General features: G+C 65.1%; 15 protein-coding genes. 5 read left to right on the top strand and 10 right to left on the bottom strand.

Annotated elements, in window-relative coordinates; translation table 11 throughout:
- Position 1: 1 nt before the first annotated feature.
- From F0A16_RS06710 to F0A16_RS06690, 5 genes are read left to right on the top strand one after another with little or no spacing between them, the layout of a single operon-like run.
- Positions 2–1249: a capsule biosynthesis protein gene (locus tag F0A16_RS06710; protein WP_149434634.1), complete on the top strand. Its 1248-nt coding sequence runs from the start codon at positions 2–4 to the stop codon at positions 1247–1249.
- On the top strand, positions 1246–2022 hold the full coding sequence (locus F0A16_RS06705; RefSeq protein ID WP_149434633.1) for an SDR family NAD(P)-dependent oxidoreductase: 777 nt from the start codon (positions 1246–1248) through the stop codon (positions 2020–2022). The genes F0A16_RS06710 and F0A16_RS06705 overlap by 4 nt, the downstream gene beginning before the upstream one ends.
- The gene (locus F0A16_RS06700; protein ID WP_149434632.1) at positions 2019–3578 is read left to right on the top strand and encodes an LTA synthase family protein; all 1560 of its coding nucleotides are present in this window, start codon (positions 2019–2021) and stop codon (positions 3576–3578) included. Before F0A16_RS06705 ends, F0A16_RS06700 begins: the two co-directional genes overlap by 4 nt.
- 37 nt (positions 3579–3615) lie before the next feature.
- On the top strand, positions 3616–11208 hold the full coding sequence (locus F0A16_RS06695; RefSeq protein ID WP_149434631.1) for a type I polyketide synthase: 7593 nt from the start codon (positions 3616–3618) through the stop codon (positions 11206–11208).
- Entirely contained in the window at positions 11205–12527 is a 1323-nt protein-coding gene (locus F0A16_RS06690; RefSeq protein WP_149434630.1) for an aminotransferase class I/II-fold pyridoxal phosphate-dependent enzyme, read from the top strand. The genes F0A16_RS06695 and F0A16_RS06690 overlap by 4 nt, the downstream gene beginning before the upstream one ends.
- Positions 12528–12599: 72 nt before the next feature.
- Here the strand turns inward: F0A16_RS06690 and F0A16_RS06685 are convergent, their stop codons facing one another.
- The 10 genes from F0A16_RS06685 to F0A16_RS06640 all read right to left on the bottom strand — a co-directional run bounded on the left by F0A16_RS06685 (position 12600) and on the right by F0A16_RS06640 (position 19761).
- On the bottom strand, positions 12600–12854 hold the full coding sequence (locus F0A16_RS06685; RefSeq protein WP_149434629.1) for a Txe/YoeB family addiction module toxin: 255 nt from the start codon (positions 12852–12854) through the stop codon (positions 12600–12602).
- Complete coding sequence (locus F0A16_RS06680; RefSeq protein ID WP_149434628.1) at positions 12851–13102, bottom strand: type II toxin-antitoxin system Phd/YefM family antitoxin; 252 nt, start codon at positions 13100–13102, stop codon at positions 12851–12853. The genes F0A16_RS06685 and F0A16_RS06680 overlap by 4 nt, the downstream gene beginning before the upstream one ends.
- Positions 13103–13348: 246 nt before the next feature.
- The gene (locus F0A16_RS06675; RefSeq protein WP_149434627.1) at positions 13349–13612 is read right to left on the bottom strand and encodes a Txe/YoeB family addiction module toxin; all 264 of its coding nucleotides are present in this window, start codon (positions 13610–13612) and stop codon (positions 13349–13351) included.
- Positions 13609–13851 carry a type II toxin-antitoxin system Phd/YefM family antitoxin gene (locus tag F0A16_RS06670; RefSeq protein WP_149434626.1) on the bottom strand — a complete coding sequence of 81 codons (243 nt, stop codon included), beginning with the start codon at positions 13849–13851 and terminating at the stop codon, positions 13609–13611. Before F0A16_RS06670 ends, F0A16_RS06675 begins: the two co-directional genes overlap by 4 nt.
- A 186-nt stretch (positions 13852–14037) precedes the next feature.
- On the bottom strand, positions 14038–15027 hold the full coding sequence (locus tag F0A16_RS06665) for a DctP family TRAP transporter solute-binding subunit (RefSeq protein ID WP_149434625.1): 990 nt from the start codon (positions 15025–15027) through the stop codon (positions 14038–14040).
- A 47-nt stretch (positions 15028–15074) separates the two neighbouring features.
- Positions 15075–16355, bottom strand: a complete 1281-nt coding sequence (locus F0A16_RS06660; protein WP_149434624.1) for a TRAP transporter large permease — start codon at positions 16353–16355, stop codon at positions 15075–15077.
- Positions 16352–16894 (bottom strand): TRAP transporter small permease, encoded by a 543-nt coding sequence (locus F0A16_RS06655; RefSeq protein ID WP_149434623.1) that lies wholly within the window; start codon positions 16892–16894, stop codon positions 16352–16354. The genes F0A16_RS06660 and F0A16_RS06655 overlap by 4 nt, the downstream gene beginning before the upstream one ends.
- A 30-nt stretch (positions 16895–16924) precedes the next feature.
- The gene (locus tag F0A16_RS06650; protein WP_149434622.1) at positions 16925–17905 is read right to left on the bottom strand and encodes an NAD(P)-dependent oxidoreductase; all 981 of its coding nucleotides are present in this window, start codon (positions 17903–17905) and stop codon (positions 16925–16927) included.
- Between the two features lie 12 nt (positions 17906–17917).
- Complete coding sequence (locus F0A16_RS06645) at positions 17918–18709, bottom strand: IclR family transcriptional regulator (protein WP_149434621.1); 792 nt, start codon at positions 18707–18709, stop codon at positions 17918–17920.
- Positions 18709–19761 (bottom strand): D-2-hydroxyacid dehydrogenase, encoded by a 1053-nt coding sequence (locus F0A16_RS06640; protein ID WP_149434620.1) that lies wholly within the window; start codon positions 19759–19761, stop codon positions 18709–18711. The genes F0A16_RS06645 and F0A16_RS06640 overlap by 1 nt, the downstream gene beginning before the upstream one ends.
- Positions 19762–19889 lie beyond the last annotated feature (128 nt).

Genomic DNA, 19889 nt, shown 5'->3' with positions numbered 1-19889 from the left:
CTTGAGCACGACACGCAAACACTTTCTTCTTTTACAGGGTGTCTGCTCACCTTTTTTCGACCGGCTGGGCGCGCGACTGCGGGAAGCGGGACACTCGGTCATCAAGGTCAACTTCACCGTCGGCGACAGTGTCTACTGGCGGCAGAAAAACACCTATGCCTACCGCGGCCAGGCCAAGGACATCCCCGAATACCTCTCCGGCATCTGGGATCGACACGAGATTACCGACCAGATCGTCTTCGGAGACCGCCGTCCCGTTCATCGGCGCGCCATCCTTGCCGCCAGACGTCGGGGTATCCGCAACCACGTGTTCGAGGAGGGCTACTTTCGCCCCTTTTGGGTGACGCTGGAACGCGAGGGCGTGAATGCGCACTCGCTGTTGCCCCGGGATCCCGACTGGTATCGCGCGGCCGGCGAGCGCCTGCCCAGCGCCGGTCGTCCCCAGTCCTTTCCCAACCAGTTCCACATGCGCGCGCGCCACGATGTGCTCTATCACCTGGCTGGCGTCGCCAACCCGTTCCTGCATCCCCACTATCGCAACCACGCCCTGGTCACCGCCCCCGTGGAATACGCAGGCTTCGTGCTGCGCAAGATGCGCATGCCCTACCTGAAACGCCGGGACAAGCAGCGCGTCGAAGCGCTGATGGCTTCCAGGCGTCCGTTCTATCTGCTGCCGTTGCAACTGAAGAGCGACGCCCAGGTTCGCTATCACTCGGACTACAAGAACATGCAGGAGGTGATCGGGAAGGTGGCCGCGTCCTTTGCCTACCATGCGCCGAGGGATGCCTTGCTGGTGATCAAGAACCACCCGCTCGACATGGGCCTGGCCCAGTACGCGCGGCTGATAAAGGTGCTGACCCACGAGTACGATCTAGGTGATCGCCTGGTCTATCTCGAAGGGGGGAGCCTCGAAGCACTACTCAAGCACGCCAGCGGTCTGGTCACGGTCAACAGCACCGCCGGCAACGTCTCGCTAGGCTTCGGCTGCCCGACTCACGCCCTGGCCTCACCGATTTACGACATGGCGGGCCTGACCCATCAAGGCAAGCTGGACGATTTCTGGCACAATACGCCCGCTCCGGAAGCGGGACTCTTCCGGGCCTATCGACGAACCGTTGCCCAGACGGTTCAGATCAATGGCGGGTTTTACTGCCGCCCCGGGATCGAGCTAGCCTCGGAAAACGCCCTTCAGGCGCTGCAGCGAGATCGCTCTCCGCTGCAACAACTCATGGATGAGATCGCGTCATGACTCGAATCGTCATTACCGGCGCCACCGGAGCCATCGGACAGGCACTGGCCGCCGTCTACGCCAGGCCCGGCAATCGGCTGGTGCTGCATGGCCGCCAGCGCGAAGTGCTCGAATCGCTGACGGCAACCTGTCGCGAATCCGGCGCCGAGGTCGAATACAGCCAGATCGACCTGGGCGACGACGACGCCCTGTTCGCTTGGCTCGATTCGCTGTGCGCCCCCACTCCGCCGGACATTGTCATCGTCAACGCCGGCATGAACATCAACATCGGCGAAGACGGCAGCGGCGAGCCATGGGAAGACGCCAGCCGCCTGCTCGATATCAACCTGCGTGTGCCGATGGCAATGGGCAACTTCCTTGGCAAGCGCATGCGCGCGGCGGGACGCGGCCAACTGGTGCTGATGAGCTCGCTCGCCGCCTATCACGGCTTGCCGGTCACACCGAGCTACAGCGCCAGCAAGGCCGGGGTGAAAGCCTACGGTGAAGCGCTTCGCGGCTGGCTGGCGCCTCGCGGCGTCGGCATCACCGTGGTCATGCCGGGCTACGTCAGTTCAAAGATGTGCCATGAGATGCTCGGTCCCAAGCCATTTATCTGGCAACCCGAGCGCGCCGCCAGGGTCATCGCCCAGGGTATCGAGCGCAACCGTGCCCGGATCAGCTTCCCGTTCCCGCTCAATTTCGGCAGCTGGTGGCTGGCCGTGCTGCCGGCGGCGATCTCGCAACGCCTGCTCAAGTGGTTCGGCTATGACCACGGCGACGGAGCGCAGCGATGATTCATGGATTCTGGAACGGGGTCTGGGCGACGGTGGCCACGCTGGTCGTCACCAGCCTGTTCGAACTGCTGCTCAAACCGCGCCCCCGGCTGCTGTGGCAGCGCGCGCCGGCAGCAGTTGCCGTTCACCTGGCCACCGCCGTGCTGCATTTCGCCTTCTGGCTGTTGATCGTGCAGCGCCCCTGGTTTGCGTTGGTGATCGCCGCTTCGCTGCAGATGGTGGTGATCCAGGTCAACAACACCAAGTCGAGCTCGCTGCGTGAACCCTTTCTGTGCCAAGACTTCGAGTACTTCGTCGATGCGGTTCGCCATCCCCGCCTCTACATCCCCTTTTTCGGTATCGGTCTGACCATCGCCGCCAGCCTGGCCGGCGCCATCGCGATCGGTATCGGCTTCTGGCTCGAGCCCTCGCTCTACGGCCATGCCGACGCGCCGTGGTCGCTGCTGGGCACCCTGGTGTTGGTCGCGGCCAGTATCGCCGTGCTGATCTGGCAACTGCCCCGGCTGACGGGTTGTACGCTCGAACCCAACGACGACCTGGTCAGGCTCGGCCTCTATCCCTACCTCTGGGCCTATGGTCGCCTGACACGTGAGCCGATCGACCGTCAGGACAACGACAGCGCCTTCGCCTTGCCGGTCGATCTGGATATGGACAGCATGGATCCCGCCACGCTGCCGAACGTGGTGCTGGTCCAGAGCGAGTCGTTCTTCGACCCTCGCGACTGGCATCAGGCCATTCGCCGCGATCTGCTAGGCACGTATGACGCGCTCATGGCCGAAGCCCTGCAGGCCGGCCGTTTCGACGTGCCCGCCTGGGGCGCCAACACCGTGCGCACGGAGTGTGCGGTACTGACAGGGCTCACGCCATCCCGTCTCGGCGTGCATCGTTTCAACCCCTACCACCAGTTATCGAAGCTACCGGTCAACAACCTGGCCGGCGCGCTCAAGCGCCTGGGCTACCGGACGGTCTGCATTCACCCCTATCCCGCCAGCTTCTATCTGCGCGACAAGGTCTATCCCAACCTGGGCTTCGAGACCTTCGTCGATATCGCCGACTTCGATATCGACGAGCGCGACGGCCAGTACACCGGCGATCTCGCGCTGGCGGAGCGGGTTCGGAAACGGCTGACGATAGCCGACGAGAAACCGCTGTTCATTTTCGTGATCAGCATGGAGAATCACGGCCCGCTCCACCTGGAGACGGCGGACCCGGCCGTCGCCGAACGCTGGGTTGAAGGCGGCGTTACCGACGATTGCGAAGAGCTGACGGTTTATCTGAAGCATCTACGCAACACCGATAGTATGCTGGAACGACTCAGGGACTCTCTTCATCAAGGCGGACGGCCCGGCATTCTGGGTTTTTACGGAGATCACGTGCCGATCATGCCGAAAGTCTACGCACGACACGGTGAGCCGGATGGTTTCACGAACTATTTCATCTGGCAGACCGCACCCCGTTCGGGGGATAACGTGCGGATGACGCTTCCAGCCGATAAGCTGGGAGTAACAATCTACGACAGGATTATCGACCACGCTGGAAGGCGCGGTGCGAATTGAGAAAGGCGTAGCCCATGCTACGAAGCAAGGAGTCCCAATGACCAAACGCGTTGCCATCATCGGCGCGGCTCACCGGTTTCCGAGCGCTCCGACATCACAACGTTTCTGGCAAGCGCTCAAGACCGGCGAAGATCTCGTCACCATGGTCGCAGACGACCGCTGGGGCCTGGAAGCCTATCGCCACCCGGACAAGCAGCATCCCGGCACCAGCTACACCTTCGCCGCCGGTAGTCTCGGCGACATCTCCGGTTTCGACGCAGGTTTCTTCGGCATCTCGCCGCGCGAAGCTACCCAGATGGATCCACAGCAACGGATTCTGCTGGAGATGACCTGGGAAGCCATGGAAGACGCCGGCATTCCACCGCAGACACTGCGCGGCAGCCAGTGCGGCGTTTTCCTTGGCATCTCCAGTCTCGACTACTCCTACCGCATGGCCGACGACATGTCGGTGATCGACACCTCGACGGCGACCGGCAATACCTCGAGTATCGCCTCGAACCGAATCTCCTACGTGTTCGACCTGCATGGCCCGAGCATGTCGATGGATACCGCCTGCTCGTCCTCGCTGGTCGCCTTCCACCAGGCGTGCCAGTCGATCCGCAGCGGCGAGACCGAGATCGCGCTGGCCGGCGGCATCAGCCTGCACCTGCACCCGTTCGGCTTCATCATCTTCTCCAAGGCGAGCATGCTCTCGCCCACCGGACGCTGCCAGGTGTTCGATGAGTCCGGCGACGGCTACGTGCGCTCCGAGGGCGGCGGGGTCTTCCTGCTCAAGGATTACGACAAGGCGCTCGAGGATGGCGATCGCATTCTGGCCGTGGTCGCCGGCAGCGGCGTCAACACCGACGGTTTCAAGAAGGGCCTGACGGTCCCCAATCCCGACGCCCAGGTCGCGTTGATGACCCAGACCCTGGCGCGTGCCGGGCTGACGCCGGACGACCTCGACTACCTCGAGGCCCACGGCACCGGTACCGCCGTCGGCGACCCGCTGGAGACCCGCGCCATCGGCGCGGCAATCGGCCAGAAGCGCCAGACGCCGCTGCCGATCGGTTCAGTCAAGAGCAACCTCGGTCACCTGGAAACCGCCTCCGGCATCGCCGGTCTCGCCAAGGCGCTCTATGCGCTGCGTGAGCGTGAAGTTCCCGCCACCATCGGCATTCGCAAGGTCAATCCGCGCATCGCCCTGAAGGGCTGGAACCTCGACATTGTCGACAAACCGCGCAAGCTGAAGGCCGAGGGGCAACTCACCATCGGCATCAACTCGTTCGGTTTCGGGGGCGCCAACGCCCACGTCATCCTGCAGTCGCCGCCGGAAACGCCAGCAGCCGAGGTCGCCGAGTCGCCCGTTCGGCGTCTCCCGCTGTGCTTGAGCGCTCGCAGCCCGGAAGCGCTGCGCGAGTTCGCCGCGCGCCTCAGCGACAGCCTCACGGCTGGCGATGTCTCGCTCTACGACACCGCCTACAGCCTCGCCTTCCGCCGCGAACAGCACCCCCACGCAGCGATATTGCTGAGCGACAACACCGCCGACGCGATCACCCGCCTGGACGCGCTGGCCGCCGCCGAGAGCGTACCCGGCGCCGCCCTCGGCGAGCGCGTCGATGCCGGCTACGGCCCGGTGTTCGTCTACGACGGCAACGGCTGCCAGTGGACGGCGATGGGTCGCACGCTGCTGAGGGAGTCCCCTGTCTTCGCCGCTGCCGTCGACGAAGTCGACGCACTGTTCGCGAAACACGCCGACTTCTCGCTGCGTGCCGAACTCGATGGCACCAACCAGCACGAGGCCGTGGAGAGAGGCGATCGGCTGGCCCTCACGGAGATCGCCCAGCCCGCGCTGTTCGCGCTGCAGGTCGGCGTGACCCGACTGCTCGAGTCCGAGGGCGTGCGCCCCGCCGCTGTCATCGGCCACAGCGTGGGTGAAGTCGCCGCGGCCTGGGCCTGTGGCGCGCTTGGCCTGGCCGACGCTGTCAGCGTCATCTACTATCGCAGCGCCGGCCAAGGCCGCACCCGCGGCAGCGGTGAGATGACCGCTGTCGGCCTCGGCGCCGAAGCCATGCAGCGCTGGCTGGAAGCCCCCGCTCACTCGGCGATCGTGATCGCCGGCGTCAACGGCCCCAAGGGCGTCACCCTGGCCGGCCCAGCGGATGCGCTGGAACGCCTGGAAGCGGCACTCTCCGACGAGCGGATCTTCGCCAAGCGCCTAGCGCTGGACTATGCCTTCCACAGCCCGGCCATGGATCCGATTCGCCAGGAGGTCATCAACGCCCTCTCGCATCTGAAGCCCTCCGCCACCCGGATACCGTTCATCTCGACCGTGGCCGGCAAAGCGCTGGACGGCAGAGAACTGGGCGCCGAGTACTGGTGGCTCAATATCCGCGAACCGGTGCAGTTCTCACCGGCGGTCGATTCATTGCTCGAAGCGGGGGCTCGAGCCTTCGTCGAGATCGGCGCGCAACCGATTCTGCGACGCTACCTGACTGACGCCTTCTCCGCGCAGTCGGTCACCGGCAGCGTCATCGGCACGCTGAGTCGCGAGCACGACGGCGCCACCGCCATGGATGCCAGTCTCGCCGCGCTACTGGTCAGCGGCGCCGTCTCTCCCAAGGCGTGGTTCCCTGTCAGCGGTCGTTTCGTCGACCTGCCGCGCTATCCATGGCAGCGCGAGCGGTACTGGGTCAAGGCTACCGGAGACTCCCAGGGACTGATGGGACGCCACTACGAACACCCGCTACTGGGTTATCGCCTGGCTCGCCAAGGAATGGCGTGGGAAAGCCAACTCGATACCCGCCGCCTTCCGTGGCTGGCCGATCACCGCGTCGGCGACGCCACGGTATTCCCGGGCGCGGGCTTTGCCGAACTGGCACTTGCCGCAGCGGCCGCCGCCAAGGCATCGCCAGTGCTCGATATCGAGGCGCTGGAGATTCTCAGCCCGCTGCTGCTCGACGCCGTCCATGGCAAGAAGCTGCAACTGGAGATCCAGGATGCCGATGGCTCCCTGACCATGAAGACCCGCGAGCCGGCCAGCGAGGATGCCTGGACCCTTAACGCCCGGGCCCGGATCACGGTGCAGACCCGTGGCCTGCTGCTGACTCGCCGCGGCACGCCACTGCCCGACCGGCCGGCGGACGTCACCCGAGAACAGCATCTGGCGATGGCCGCTCACGTCGGGCTCGAGTACGGGCCGGGCTTCCAGGCGATCAGCGAAGTCTGGGTCGAGGGCGACCGCGCGCTGGGTCGCATCGACCTGCCCGCCGCCATCGCCGAGGACCAGCGCGACTGCCTGCTGGCACCGGGTATCCTCGACAGCGCCTTCCAGCTATTCATTCCGCTGCTGGCCGACGAACTCGCCAAGGGAGGCGGACTGGCCTTCGTGCCCGTGCGCCTTGAACGGCTGCAACTGCAGGTCGATGCTGCGCCGCCAGCGTGGATGGAAGTACGCCTCACCAGCCGCGCGCCGCATTCGCTGTGTGCCGACGTGGCACTGTTCGATGCCACTGGCAATGCCGTGGCGGTGGTCGAAGGCGCCCGTTTCAAGGCCGCCCGTCTGCGCCACGCGGTACAGCATCGACTCAGCTATCTCGACCATCGCCTCGTTCCGGCTCCGCGCGAAGCTGCCGTGTTGCCGCTGGACGAGACCACCGCCGAGCTGGCACTGGCGCAACTGGTCGACAACTACCGGAGCGTGACCGGAAGCCGTTACGGCGACGAGGTCGAGCCGCTGTTGGAGACCCTGGTCTCGGCGTTTCTCGACGAGGCCCTGCGCAGCCACGCCGACAGCGACGGTCAACTGCTGGCGGGCCATTTCGATGCCGGCGCGAGCGAGATCCGCCAACGCCGCCAGGCGCTGGTCGACCTAGCGCTTGCCATCGGCATCGTGACGGAAACGCCGGCCGGTTGGCAGTTGCAGGAAGCGCCGGAGATCGATGCGGCGACGGTCTGGAATCTGCTGATCCGGGACTACCCGGACTACGCCGCGCTGACCCACAGCATCGGCCGTTTCGGCCTCCATCTGACGGACTGGCTCAAAGAGCGTCTCGATGTCCCCTCGCTGGGTCTGGACGCCCCCCGCCTGACGAAACTGGTACAGGCCGCCGTCGGCGAACGCGGCTGGCACGCCCTGGCCGATACCTGGCTGGCCCAGTACGCCATGTCGCTTGAGCTGCTGCCGCCCCACCAGCGGCTGGTGATGCTAGAAGCCTCGGCGCTGCGCCCGCAGCTCGGTGAACGATTGATGGGCGGATTGAGCGGCGATCGCGCCCAGTATCGCTTCGTCGCCCTGCGCGACAACGCCCTGAATGAAGCCGAATCCCTGGCGGAACACGATGCCAGGGTCGACCTGCTGACGGTTGACGCCGCCCCTCCCGCGATCGGTGCCAATGTCGCACTGGTCACGCTGGATGGCACCCAGGACGAGATCGATACGCTGCTGCAGTGGTTGCCGGGACAACTGGCGGACGACGCGCAGATCGCGTTGCTGGCACTGGGCGACACCGACTGGCAGTCGTTCCTGTCACTGGCGATGGCGCCCGATTCACGCCCCGCCGATCTCGAGACGACCCGCCACAGACTGGAAGCACTGGGCTACCGTCAGCTCGAACGCCACACGCTGGAGAACGACCAGGGCGGTCTGCAGTTACTGACCGCTCAGGCACCGTTGTCTTCCGCCACGGCGGAGGCAGAGCCCGGAACCGCCCGTGACGACTCGGCCCATGATACCGAGCAGTGGCTGGTGGTCAGCGACGACAGCTCTCAATGGCTGGCCTCCAAGCTCGTCTCCCGCTTCAAGACACTGGGCCAGGCCGTCCACCACCTGGCCGGCAGCGAGCTGATGCCTGGCGAACTGCTGCCGCTGGCGCTGGAGTCCTTCACCCCGAGTCAGATCGTCGATCTGCGTGGCCTGGCAAGCGCGGCCGACGATCGCTGCGTGCTGGCCGCCCAGTGGCTGCAGACGCTGGAGTCGATGGAGAGCGACGCCGCGCTGTGGTGGCTCACACTCGGCGTGGGAGCCCACTTTTTCATACTGCCCGAGGCCGCAGCCGACCCGGTTTCGCGGCCTGAATCATCCGGGCAGTCCGGTATTTCCAAGCTAGCTGAAGACGCAGCCTTGTGGGGCTTCGGCCGATCGCTGCAGAACGAGGCCGGTAACCGACAGGTTCGGCTACTGGATCTGCCGCTGTCGAGTCGGGACTCGCTGTCGAGCGAGCTGCTGGATGCCGTGTTGTTCGAACTCAGCATGCCGGATGCGGAAACCGAGGTCGTGCTCGACGCCGGAGGCCAGCGCTGGGTGCCCCGCCTGGCCCTGGCACCGGCGCCGGGCACCCGGCCCAGCGAGGAGCGGCCCGGACACGATCGCGCTGTCAGCCTGGGCTTCGAGTTGCCGGGGCAGCTGCGTCATCTGCGCTGGCGGCCGCACGACCTGCCCGCGCCGCAGCCCGGCCAGGTCGAGATCGCGGTCAAGGCCACCGGCCTCAACTTCCGCGATGTCATGTATGCGCTCGGCCTGCTCTCCGACGAGGCGATCGAGAACGGCTTTGCCGGACCGACGCTGGGCCTGGAGTTTGCCGGAGAAGTCGTCAGCGTCGGCGATCCAAACGGGTCGCTGCGCCCGGGCGATGCCGTGGTCGGCTTCGGCCCCGCGAGTTTCAGCGATCGCCTGATCGCCGACGTCAACGCCGTGGCGCCGATTCCCGCGGAGATCGGCTACGCCGCCGCTGCGACGATCCCGACGACCTTCTTCACCGTCTACTACTCGCTCAAGCATTTGGCCCGCGTGCAGCCCGGCGAGCGGCTGCTGATCCATGGCGCGGCCGGCGGCGTCGGCCTGGCCGCAATCCAGGTCGGACGCTGGCTGGGAGCCGAGATCTACGCCACCGTCGGCTCGCCGGAGAAGCAGGACTTCTTGCGTCTGACGGGCGTTGATCGCATTTACGACTCGCGCAGCCTGACCTTCGCCGAGGAGATCCTCCATGACAACGCGGTCGAACGTCAGGCATCGAGAGACGGCGGCAACGGTCAGCGCATCGGCATCGATGGTGTCGACGTGGTGCTCAACTCGCTGGCCGGCGAGGCGATCAACCAGAACCTGCGGGTACTCAAGCCGTTCGGCCGCTTCATTGAACTCGGCAAGCGCGACTTCTACGAGAACACCAAGGTCGGCCTGCGCCCGTTCCGCAACAATCTGAGCTACTTCGGGGTCGATTCCGACCAGCTCATGAGCGAACTTCCAGATCTCACCGGCGAACTGTTCAGCGAGATGATGACCCTGTTCGCCGACGGCACGCTCGCCCCGCTGCCATACATCGCGTTCGGCAGCGATCGCGTGGTCGAGGCCTTCCGCTACATGCAACAGGCGCGCCAGATCGGCAAAGTCGTCGTCACCTACGAGCGACCGCCGACAATGGCGCCCGCGCCCGCCAGGGATATTCCGCTGATGCTGGACGCGACGGGCACCTACGTGGTGACCGGCGGACTCGGCGGCTTCGGCCTTGCGAGCGCCGAATGGCTGGCCGCCAAAGGCGCGCGCCAGCTGCTGCTATTGAGCCGCCGCGGTGCTGTCACCGAGGCAGCCGAGGCCAGCATCGAGCGGCTGGAAGCTCTCGGCGTGACGGTCGCTGCCCGCGCCTGTGACGTGACCGACGCCAAGGCGCTAGAGCGGGTGCTGGACGAAGCGCGTGAGAGCCTCGGCCCGATTCGCGGCATCGTACATGCCGCCACCGTCATCGACGACGGTCTGATCCGCAATCTCGACGCAGCACGCATCCGCCAGGCGATGGCACCGAAGCTAGAGGGCGCTCGTCACCTGGACTCGCTGACGGCGAACGATGCACTCGACTTCTTCGTTGTCTACTCCTCTGCCACCACCTTGTTCGGCAACCCCGGTCAGGCCAGCTACGTGGCCGCCAACCACTGGCTGGAGGCGTTCACCGCCAACCGTCGCGCCAACGGTCGCCCGGCGACGGTGGTCCGCTGGGGTGCAATCGAGGATGTCGGCTTTCTGGCGCGCAATACCCAGACCCGCGACAGCCTGCAGGAACGCCTCGGCGGCCAGGCATTGGCCTCCAGCGACGCGCTGGCCGTACTCGAGCAGATGCTGGTGGCCGATGTCGCCTCGCTCGGCGTGCTGGAACTCGACTGGCGAGCGCTGGCACGCTTCCTGCCCACGGCGGAAGCGCCACGCTACCGCGAAATCGCCCGTACTGCCGAGGATGACGGCGGTCAGGAAGGTGACGATGACCTGCAAAAACTGCTGGCCAGCCTGTCACCCGAAGCGCTCCACACCACTCTGACCGAAGTTCTCGGCAAGGAACTCGCCAAGATTCTGCTGATCGACGAGGAGAAGATCGATATCCACAAGTCCGTCTACGACATGGGCTTCGACTCGCTGATGGGCGTCGAGCTTGTCACGGCACTGGAAGCCCGTCTGGGCATTCAGGTGCCGGTGATGGTGCTTAGCGAGGCCGACACGCTGGCCAAGCTGTGCGACTACCTGATGCTCAAGCTGCGTGGCGACGATACCGAGACCGACAGCGACGAGGATGCACTCAGCGGCCTTGCCGCCCAGCACGGCGTCGACGCGCTTCAGAATGGCGCCGAGTCTCGGGACGATAGCGGGACCGAGAGAGGCGAATCATGAGCCAGCCCCGCGACGCCCTCAAGCAGCGCCTGCTGCAGGAAGCACGCCAGCGCCGCCAGCAACGGCCGGAGGGAGATACCGCCCCCAAGCCTGCCGCCAGCAGCGTCGACGAGCGCTTTACCCGCTTCGACCGCCATCCGGGCTATCAGCAGCTCAAGATGATGCGTGAAGGTGGCAAGCGGCTAGGTATCCCCGATCCGTTCTTCAAGGTCCATGAAAGCACCGCCGGCGCGACCACGGTGATTGGCGGACGGGAGTGCATCAATTTCGCCAGCTACAACTACCTGGGTCTGGCGCATCATCCCAAGGTAATCCAGGCCGGTATCGAGGCCCTGGAACGCTACGGCAGTTCGGTTTCCGCCAGCCGCCCGGTTTCCGGTGAACGTCCGATCCACCATGAACTGGAGCGGGCGATCGCCGACACTTACGCTGTCGAGGATGCCGTGGTCTTCGTTAGCGGCCATGCTACCAACGTCTCGACGCTGGGTTACCTGCTCGGCCCCAAGGATCTTCTCCTCCACGACGAGTACATCCACAACAGCACGGTAGTCGGCACGCAGCTATCCGGTGCACGGCGCATGAGCTTCGCGCACAACGATCCGGCCGCGCTCGAGGCCCTACTGGGGCGTCATCGTCGCCAGTTCGAGCGCGTGGTGGTAGTGATCGAAGGGCTCTACAGCATGGATGGCGACGCTCCGGATCTGAAGCGCTTCGTCGAGATCAAGCAGCGCCACCAGGCCTGGCTGATGGTGGACGAGGCTCACTCCTTTGCGGTGATGGGCGATCGGGGGCTGGGCCTGCGGGAATACTGTGACGTGCCATCCGGTGATGTCGATATCTGGATGGGCACCCTATCCAAGACGCTTTCCGGCTGTGGTGGCTACATCGCCGGCTGCCGGGAGCTGGTGGAGATGCTGCGCTACTTCGCGCCGGGTTTCCTCTATAGCGTTGGAATGCCTGCCCAGGTCGCCGGGCCATCCCTCGCCGCACTCCAGCTGATGAAGGACGAACCCGAACGGTTGAAGCGGCTGCACGACATCTCGCGCTACTTCCTCGAGCAGGCCAGGCTCAAAGGCTTCGACATCGGCGAGAGCATCGGCGTCGCCGTCGTGCCGATCATCGTCGGCAGTTCCGTGCTCGCCGCCGGGCTATCGGATGCCCTGCTCAAGCACGACATCAACGTGCAGCCGATCCTGCACCCGGCGGTGCCCGAGAAGAGCGCGAGGCTACGATTCTTCCTCAACTGCGACCATACCCGCGAACAGATCGACCAGACCCTCGACGTACTGGCAACGGAGTGGAAGGCGCGGGCCAACTAACCAGGGACTGTTCACACTAGCCTCACGAAAAACCGGCTCCATCGCGGCTGCATGGATAGTGTGAACAAGCCGTCAGTAGTGGTACCGAAGCTGGGCAAGAAGCAAGGCGTCCTCCATGACCTTGTAGACCATGCGGTGCTCGTCGTTGATTCGGCGAGACCAATAACCAGCGAGACTGTGTTTGAGGGGTTCCGGTTTGCCAACACCCTCGAATGGCTCTCGTTTCGTCTCCTGGATTAACTTGTTGATTCGGATAACGAGCTTCTTGTCGGTTTTCTGCCAGTACAGATAATCTTCCCAAGCGTTCTCGGAGAAGATAAGTTTCATTCAAGAAGTTCCTTTTCCTGGCCGCCGCCGCACTCCAGCTCGGCGACGGATTCCAACAGGCGACGGGCGTTCTTCGGTGCGCGCAGGAGATAAGCGGTTTCTTGCAACGCCTCATAGTCGTCAAGAGAGATCATGACTACGGACTGCGACTTGCTTCGGGTGATGATGACCGGTGAATGGTCTTCACAGACCTGCTCCATGGTTTTTGCCAGGTTGGTTCTGGCGGCTGTATAGCTAATGGCATCCATGAGACTACTCCTGTACAGGATATTGTACCATGTACAGGATAGCGTACAATATCGGATTCAGCAATCGGCTGCGCAGCGACCGAGTTTCCGCCGCCTTGCGGTTTCAAGACGGCGCGTGAGCCAGCATCATGAATACGGCCTTGCCACCTGAAGAGTGACAAGGCCGTTTGCGTGCTGGGAGGCATTCAAGACCCAGGACGAGATGAACGCGAAACAGGTCGAAGAAGCGATGCCAGGTGCGTTGCGTTACTCGTAATGGCTCCAGAGGCGAAGCACTTTCACGACCCGCTCTTCATCGAGCACCTGATAAACCAGACGGTGCTGGATATTGATTCGGCGCGAATAGGCACCCGCGAGATCGCCGATCAGCTTCTCGAACGGAGGCGGCTTCCGATACGAATCTTCCGACAGCAACGCCAGCAGCTCCTGGGCCTTGGGCTTCAGGCCGCTGGAGGCCAACTTCCGAGCATCTTTCTGGGCTTGCCTGGCGTAGACCAGCTTCCACGTCACCAGTCGAGCCCCTCGGAGCACTCATCGACCGGGGTCTCCATCCCCTCACGAATAGACTCACGCATACCCGGTACAGAGAGTAGGTAAAGCGTTTCCTGAATGGCGGCCCAGTCTTCCTCCGATACCAGAACCGCCCTGTTCCGTTTACCCATGATGACGATGGGTTGGTGAGACTCAGCGGTTTCATCGATCAAACGATAGAGGTTACCACGCGCCTCAGTTGCCGTAATTCCTGTCATAACGCACTCCTTGCACTTCGATATCCATAGCGTACGCTTTTAGGTACGTACGTCAAGACGTTCGGCGATTATCTTAAATGCCAAACCGGATTCGACAGCCCCGGCCTCTCTTCCAGCCGGCCCAATCATATTCGCGGGAGCGAGCTCGCGCGACCGAATCGAGACCTCCCGCATCCGCGCTACCGTTCAGCTCTGCTGCCCCGCCGCCCGTTGAATGCTGTCGATCAGCTCCTCGCCGTATTCATCGATGAAGTCCTGCCAGACCGGCTGCACCGCTTCCTGGAAGGCGGCGGTGTCGACGCCGCGATTGACCTCCATGCCATCGTCCTCGAGCTGCGAGATCATCTGCTCGGTCTGGTCGATGTTCATCTGTCGCTGCATGGCGGTGGCGTCGTCGGCGGCCTTCTGCACGATCTGCTGCTGCTCGGGCGTCAGGCTGTCGAACCGGTTCCTGTTCATGGCCAGCAACAGTGCCGCGTAGGCGTGATTGGTCATCGACAGATACTGCTGCACCTCGTCGAAATTGAACGACACCACGATACCCAGCGGGTGGTCCTGGGCGTTGACCACGCCGGTCTCCATGGCAGTGTAGAGCTCGTTGACCTGGATCTGCTGCGGATTGGCGCCCAGCAGCTCGAACATATTGTTGAGCACGATGGAGTTGTTGACCCGCATGCGCAGCCCTTCCAGATCCTTGGGCTCGCGGATCGGCCCCCGGTTATTGGTCATCTCCCGGAAACCGTTCTCGGGAAACGCGAGGCCCTTGAGGCCGGCACTCTCGAGTTCGCTCATGACCCGATCCCCCGGCTCGCCATCGAGGGCATTGAAGGCGGCCTGGTGGTCGGCGAACATGAATGGCAGCGTGAAGGCGGCGGCCTCGGGCACCAGTCCAGTGAAGTTGTTGAGACCCGATAGGGTGATGTCGATGATGCCCGAGCGGGTACCGTCGATCATCTGGGAGTCGTTGCCCAACTGGCCGTTGGGAAAGATCTGCACCTTCAGCTCGCCATTGCTGGCGCTTTCCACCTCCTCCTTGAACTTCTCCGCCAGGGTCTGCTGCAGATCGCTCTGCGGCGCCGGATGCGCGAAACGCAACGTCGTCGCGGCCATGGCGGAACTCGACACGAGCGCCAGCCCGAACAGCGTGGCGGTGGTTGCCTTGATGATCTTGTTCATGACACCTCTCCTTGCCTTGTTGTGCAGCGCTGCAGCTTTTACAGGCGCTAGCCGATCAGCCAATGCATCGGCACCGTGATGATCTGCGGCACCAGCACGAACAGCACCAGCAGACCGATGTACACCAGAACGAAGGGATAGACGCCCCGCACCGCGTTGGTCATGGTGGTGTTGCCGACGCCACAGACCACGTTGAGTACCGTGCCCACGGGCGGTGTGATCAACCCGATGCAGCAGTTGATGACGAACATCAGGCCGAAGTAAATCGGATCGATGCCCGCCGCCTTCACTAGCGGCATGAACAGCGGCACCAGGATCAGGATGGCGGGCGCGAGATCCATCACCATCCCGACCAGCAGCACCACCACCATGATCGCCGCCATCAACAGCTTCGGATCGTCCGCCAACGGCCCCAGCAGTCCGGCGAGTTGCTGCGGCAACTGGGCGATGGTGATCACCCAGGAAGCGACCATCGCCGCGCCGACCAGGAACATCACCAGGGCGGTGGAACGCCCGGCGCGGATCAGCACCGCCAGCAGCTTGCGCGCATCCAGCTCGCGATAGACCCCGGCGGAGACGGCGATGGCGTAGACCGCCGCCACCACCGCCGCCTCGGTGGGCGTGAAGACCCCGAAACGGATCCCGACGATGATGATCACCGGCAGCAGCAGCGCCCAGACGCTATCGCGCAGCGCCTTCAGCCGCTCGCCGCGGGTGGCCTTCGGCTGAGGCTCGAGGTCAGATTTACGCATCATGAAGCGCCAGGTGATCATCAGCGCCAGCCCCATGAAGAGACCCGGCACGATCCCGCCGATGAACAGCTTGGCGATGGACAGGTTGCCCGCCACCCCGAGGATGATCAGCGGCAGCGAGGGCGGAATCACCGGCGCGATGATGCCGCCGGCGGCCAGCAGCCCCACCGAGCGGGAGGCGGGATAGCCGCTTTTGCGCATCATCGGATAGAGGATGCTGACCAGCGCCGCCGCGTCCGCCACCGCCGAGCCGGAAAGCCCGGCCAGCAGCAGCGAGGTAATGATGGCCACGTAGCCCAGTCCGCCGCGCCAGTGCCCCACCAGCGCCATCGCCAGGCGCACGATACGATCCGACAGGCCGCCCACGGCCATCACCTCGCCGGCCACCATGAAGAACGGAATGGCCAGCAGGGCAAAGTTGTCGACGCCGTTGATCAACGACTGGGAGACGATGTCGGCGCTGAACATGCCCATCTGCAGCATCAGCGCACCCGCCGCCGCCAGCAGGGCAAAAGCCACCGGCAGGCGCAGCAGGATGGCGCCGATCAGCACCGCCAGAAACAGCGCCAGGGTCATGGTCTGGTCTCCTCGTCATGACCTTGCGCCGCGTTGTCGACGTCGGGAGCCCCTGCAACATGAGCCTCGACGCCGGGCGCCTCCGAATACCCCGGACGCAGCAGCCCGAGTGTCGCGGTCACGCTCATCAGCGCGCCGGAGACGACGCCAGCGAGATAGAAGAGCCCGCTGGGCAAGCCGGTGAGCGGCGAGATGTTGTGCCAGTTGGCCAGCGTCTGACGCCAGCAGCCCACCAGCAGCATGAGCGCAGCGATCAGGATCACCAGCCACAGCAGCCGCCCCAGGGCCAGGCGCACCGGGCGCGGCAGGCGATCGAACAGCTCGCCGACCGCCAGGTGCTCGCCCTCCTTCAGGCAGAGCGAAGCCCCCAGCATGACGATCCAGACGAACCCCAGCCGCGACAGCTCGATGCCGGGGCGCAACCCGGAAGCGAACCCGTAGCGCAACACCACGTTGACGAACACCAGGATCATCATCGCCGCCATCAACGCGGCGATGGCCCACTCGATTCCACGCCAGAAAGTCCGAACCGCCGTCATCGTTGCCTCCCACCCTCTCGGGTCAGCCTGTCATCGCTCACGCCCTTCGCCGGGCAGACGATCGAGCTCGGCGATATAACGCTGCGTCACGGTGAGGTCTTCGTCGCCGAAACCGCGCCGTCCCAGATCCTCGTAGAGCGCCGCCAGGGTGTTCAACTGAGGCGCCACCACCCCGCCCCGCGCCGCCTCGTCGGTGGCGAAGCCGAGATCCTTGATCATGTAGCGGGCCAGGCCGGCTGGGGTGTAATCCTTGTCGATCAGGCGCTGCCTGCGCGACTCCAGAAAGCGCCCGCCGGCATAGCCGCCACCGAGGCAGTCGAGCAGCTTGGACAAGTCGAGCCCGGCGCGCTCGGCGATCACCGTGGCCTCCGCCAGCGCCACCATGGTCGAAGCGACCACCATCTGGTTGCAGGCCTTGGCCACTTCGCCGGCTCCCAGCGGCCCCAGCAGCACCGGCGTGCCGAAGGTCGCCAACAGCGGCCGGGCAACGGCGAAGGCCCCCTCGTCACCTCCGACCATGATCGAGAGCGTTCCCGCCTCGGCACCATCGGCGCCGCCGGAGAGCGGCGCGTCGAGCAGCCGGACCCGGCCGTCGGTGCGCTGTTCGAGCTCAGCGGCCAATTCGCGTATGCCCGCCGGCGAGGAGGTCGAACAGATCACCAGCAGCAGCGGCTGGGAGAGCCCCGCCAGCAAGCCGTCCTCGCCCTCGAGCACCTCCCGTAGCTGCGGCAGGTCGGGCAGAACGGTAATGATCACGTCACTGGCCACAGCCAGCTTTCGTGGGCTATCGCACCATTCGGCACCGGCTTCCAGCGCCGGTCTGACCCTGCCCCGCGAGCGGCCGTTAACACAGACCCGGGCAGCGACACCCGACGCCAGCAGGTTGCGGGCCATCGGCATGCCCATGCTGCCAAGCCCGATCATGCCCACCCGCCGCCGGCTATCGGCGCCAGGGCCGGCGTCGGAACCGGTGCCGGGACCGATTTCAAAGGTCTCCTCGAACGTCGGCATGGAATCGTTCTCCTAGTCGCGACCGCCGCCATCGGCGGCGAGGTTCATGGGATTGGCGATGCGCGCGGCCATCGCCTGGAGCGCTTCCACCGCCCGCGTCTCGATCTCGTCGTCGCAGCGCTCCTGCATCAGCGACGTACCCAGGGCGTAGGCCTGCTCGCCGCTGTACTGGGGCGCGACCGTCACCGCCAGCCCGCGCACGCCCGGGAAGACCTCGCCCAGGTCGCGACCATGGCCACGGCGGCGCACCGTGCGAATCTTCTCCACCAGGGCGTCGAGATCGGTCACCGAGCGGTCGGTCCAGGCGGGGCGCGTGGCGGGGTCGGCAAAGCGGCGGCGAATCTCGTCGTCGTCGAGCCTCGCCAGCAGCGCGTTGCCCACCGCCGTGATCGAAGCGGGAAAGCGACTGCCGATGCTGGCGGTCATGCGTAGCGGCATGCGCCCGGCGTGGGCGGCGAGGTAAAGCACCTCGGTGCCGTCGAGCACCGCCAGCTGGCAGATTTCGTCATGCAGCAGCGGGGTTTCGTTGCACGCCTGGTAGAACGCCTGTACCGGGTCGTCGGTGCGGAGATAGGCGCCGCCCAGCTCCACCAGACGCCGCCCCAGCCGGTAACCGTTGCCACTGCGGGTAATCAGCCCATCGGCTTCCAGCGTCAGGCAGATGTTGAACAGCGAGGAGCGGGCCACCGAGAGCTGCCGCGCCATTTCGCTGACGCCCTGGGGGGTGCCGCCGGCCTTCTCCAGCAGCGCCAGCACCCGAATCGCCCGGCTCACCGCCGGCGTTCGCTCGCCCTCGCCCGCCATCAGTAGAACTCCACGGTGTTGACGCGGTTGAGCAGCGGCTCGCCGTCGAGATAGCGGCGCGCGTTGTCGGCAAACAGCTCGGCGATGAGACGATCCTCCGACTCGCTCAACGCCGCGGTGTGCGGCGTCAGCAGCACATTGGGCAGATCCCACAGCGGTGATTCGGGGTCCAGCGGTTCCACGGCGGTGACGTCGAGCACCGCCAGCCCCACCTGGCCGCGCTCCAGCGCGCGGATCAGCGCCGGTTCGTCGATCACCGTGCCGCGCCCCACGTTGACGATGGTCACGCCGGGCTTCATCGCCGCCAGCAGGGCGTCGTCCACCATGCCCTGGGTGGCGGCGGTGCCGGGCAACGAACTCACCACCGCGTCGGCGCGGCCCGCCGCCTCGTGCAAGCGATCGGGGGAGACGATCTCGTCGACATGCTCGACCGGGCGCTGATGACGCGACACGCCCATCACGTGCGCGCCCAGCAACGACAGCTTGCGCGCCACTTCGCGACCGATACCGCCCAGACCCAGCAGCAGCACGCGCTGCTCGCTGACCTGCCCCATCATCCAGCGTCCACTCCAGTGATGAGCGCGCTGCTGATCGAGAATTCGCGGCAACTGCTTGGCGCCGGCCAGCACGCCAAACACGGCGTACTCCGCCAGCGGGCCACCGTGGACCCCGGCGGACGTGGTGAACCGCACTCGCTCCAACTGCTCGGCGGAGAGGTTTGCCGCGTTCACCTGGCCACCACCGCCAGCCGCCATGATGTGCACCCAGCGCAGCGCGGGGTTGGCCTCGACGGCACGGGCCAACCGGGCGGGATCGACATCGGGTATGCCGTAGAGCACCTCGGCGTCGGCGAGCAGCGCGTCGAAGCGGGCCTCCTGCTCCGGGGTACGCCGGAAAGCGGGATCGCCGCCAAAGTCCGCCGGGTGACGCATGGGCGGCAGCAGCGATTGATCCCGAATGAGCGCGAGGCGAGGCTCGCGGGCCTCGATCCATTCGCACAGTTCCTCGCTCAGCGGCGTCGCGACCGCCACGCGTAGCCTGCCCTCGTTCATGAACCGTCCGCCTCTCCAGAGTTCCACGCTTAAAATTCGAGCCCAGCTATTAAAATTCGGGGCCAACTGGCAAAACCAGAGGCCCGCTATCAAAACTAGCGCCCCACTATTGTCCAATGAGCTGAACG

This window comes from Salinicola corii (assembly GCF_008298015.1).
GTDB lineage: Bacteria > Pseudomonadota > Gammaproteobacteria > Pseudomonadales > Halomonadaceae > Salinicola > Salinicola corii.
The sequence above is the reverse complement of the archived record's forward strand: the minus strand, read 5'-3'. Positions and strand labels throughout refer to the sequence as shown.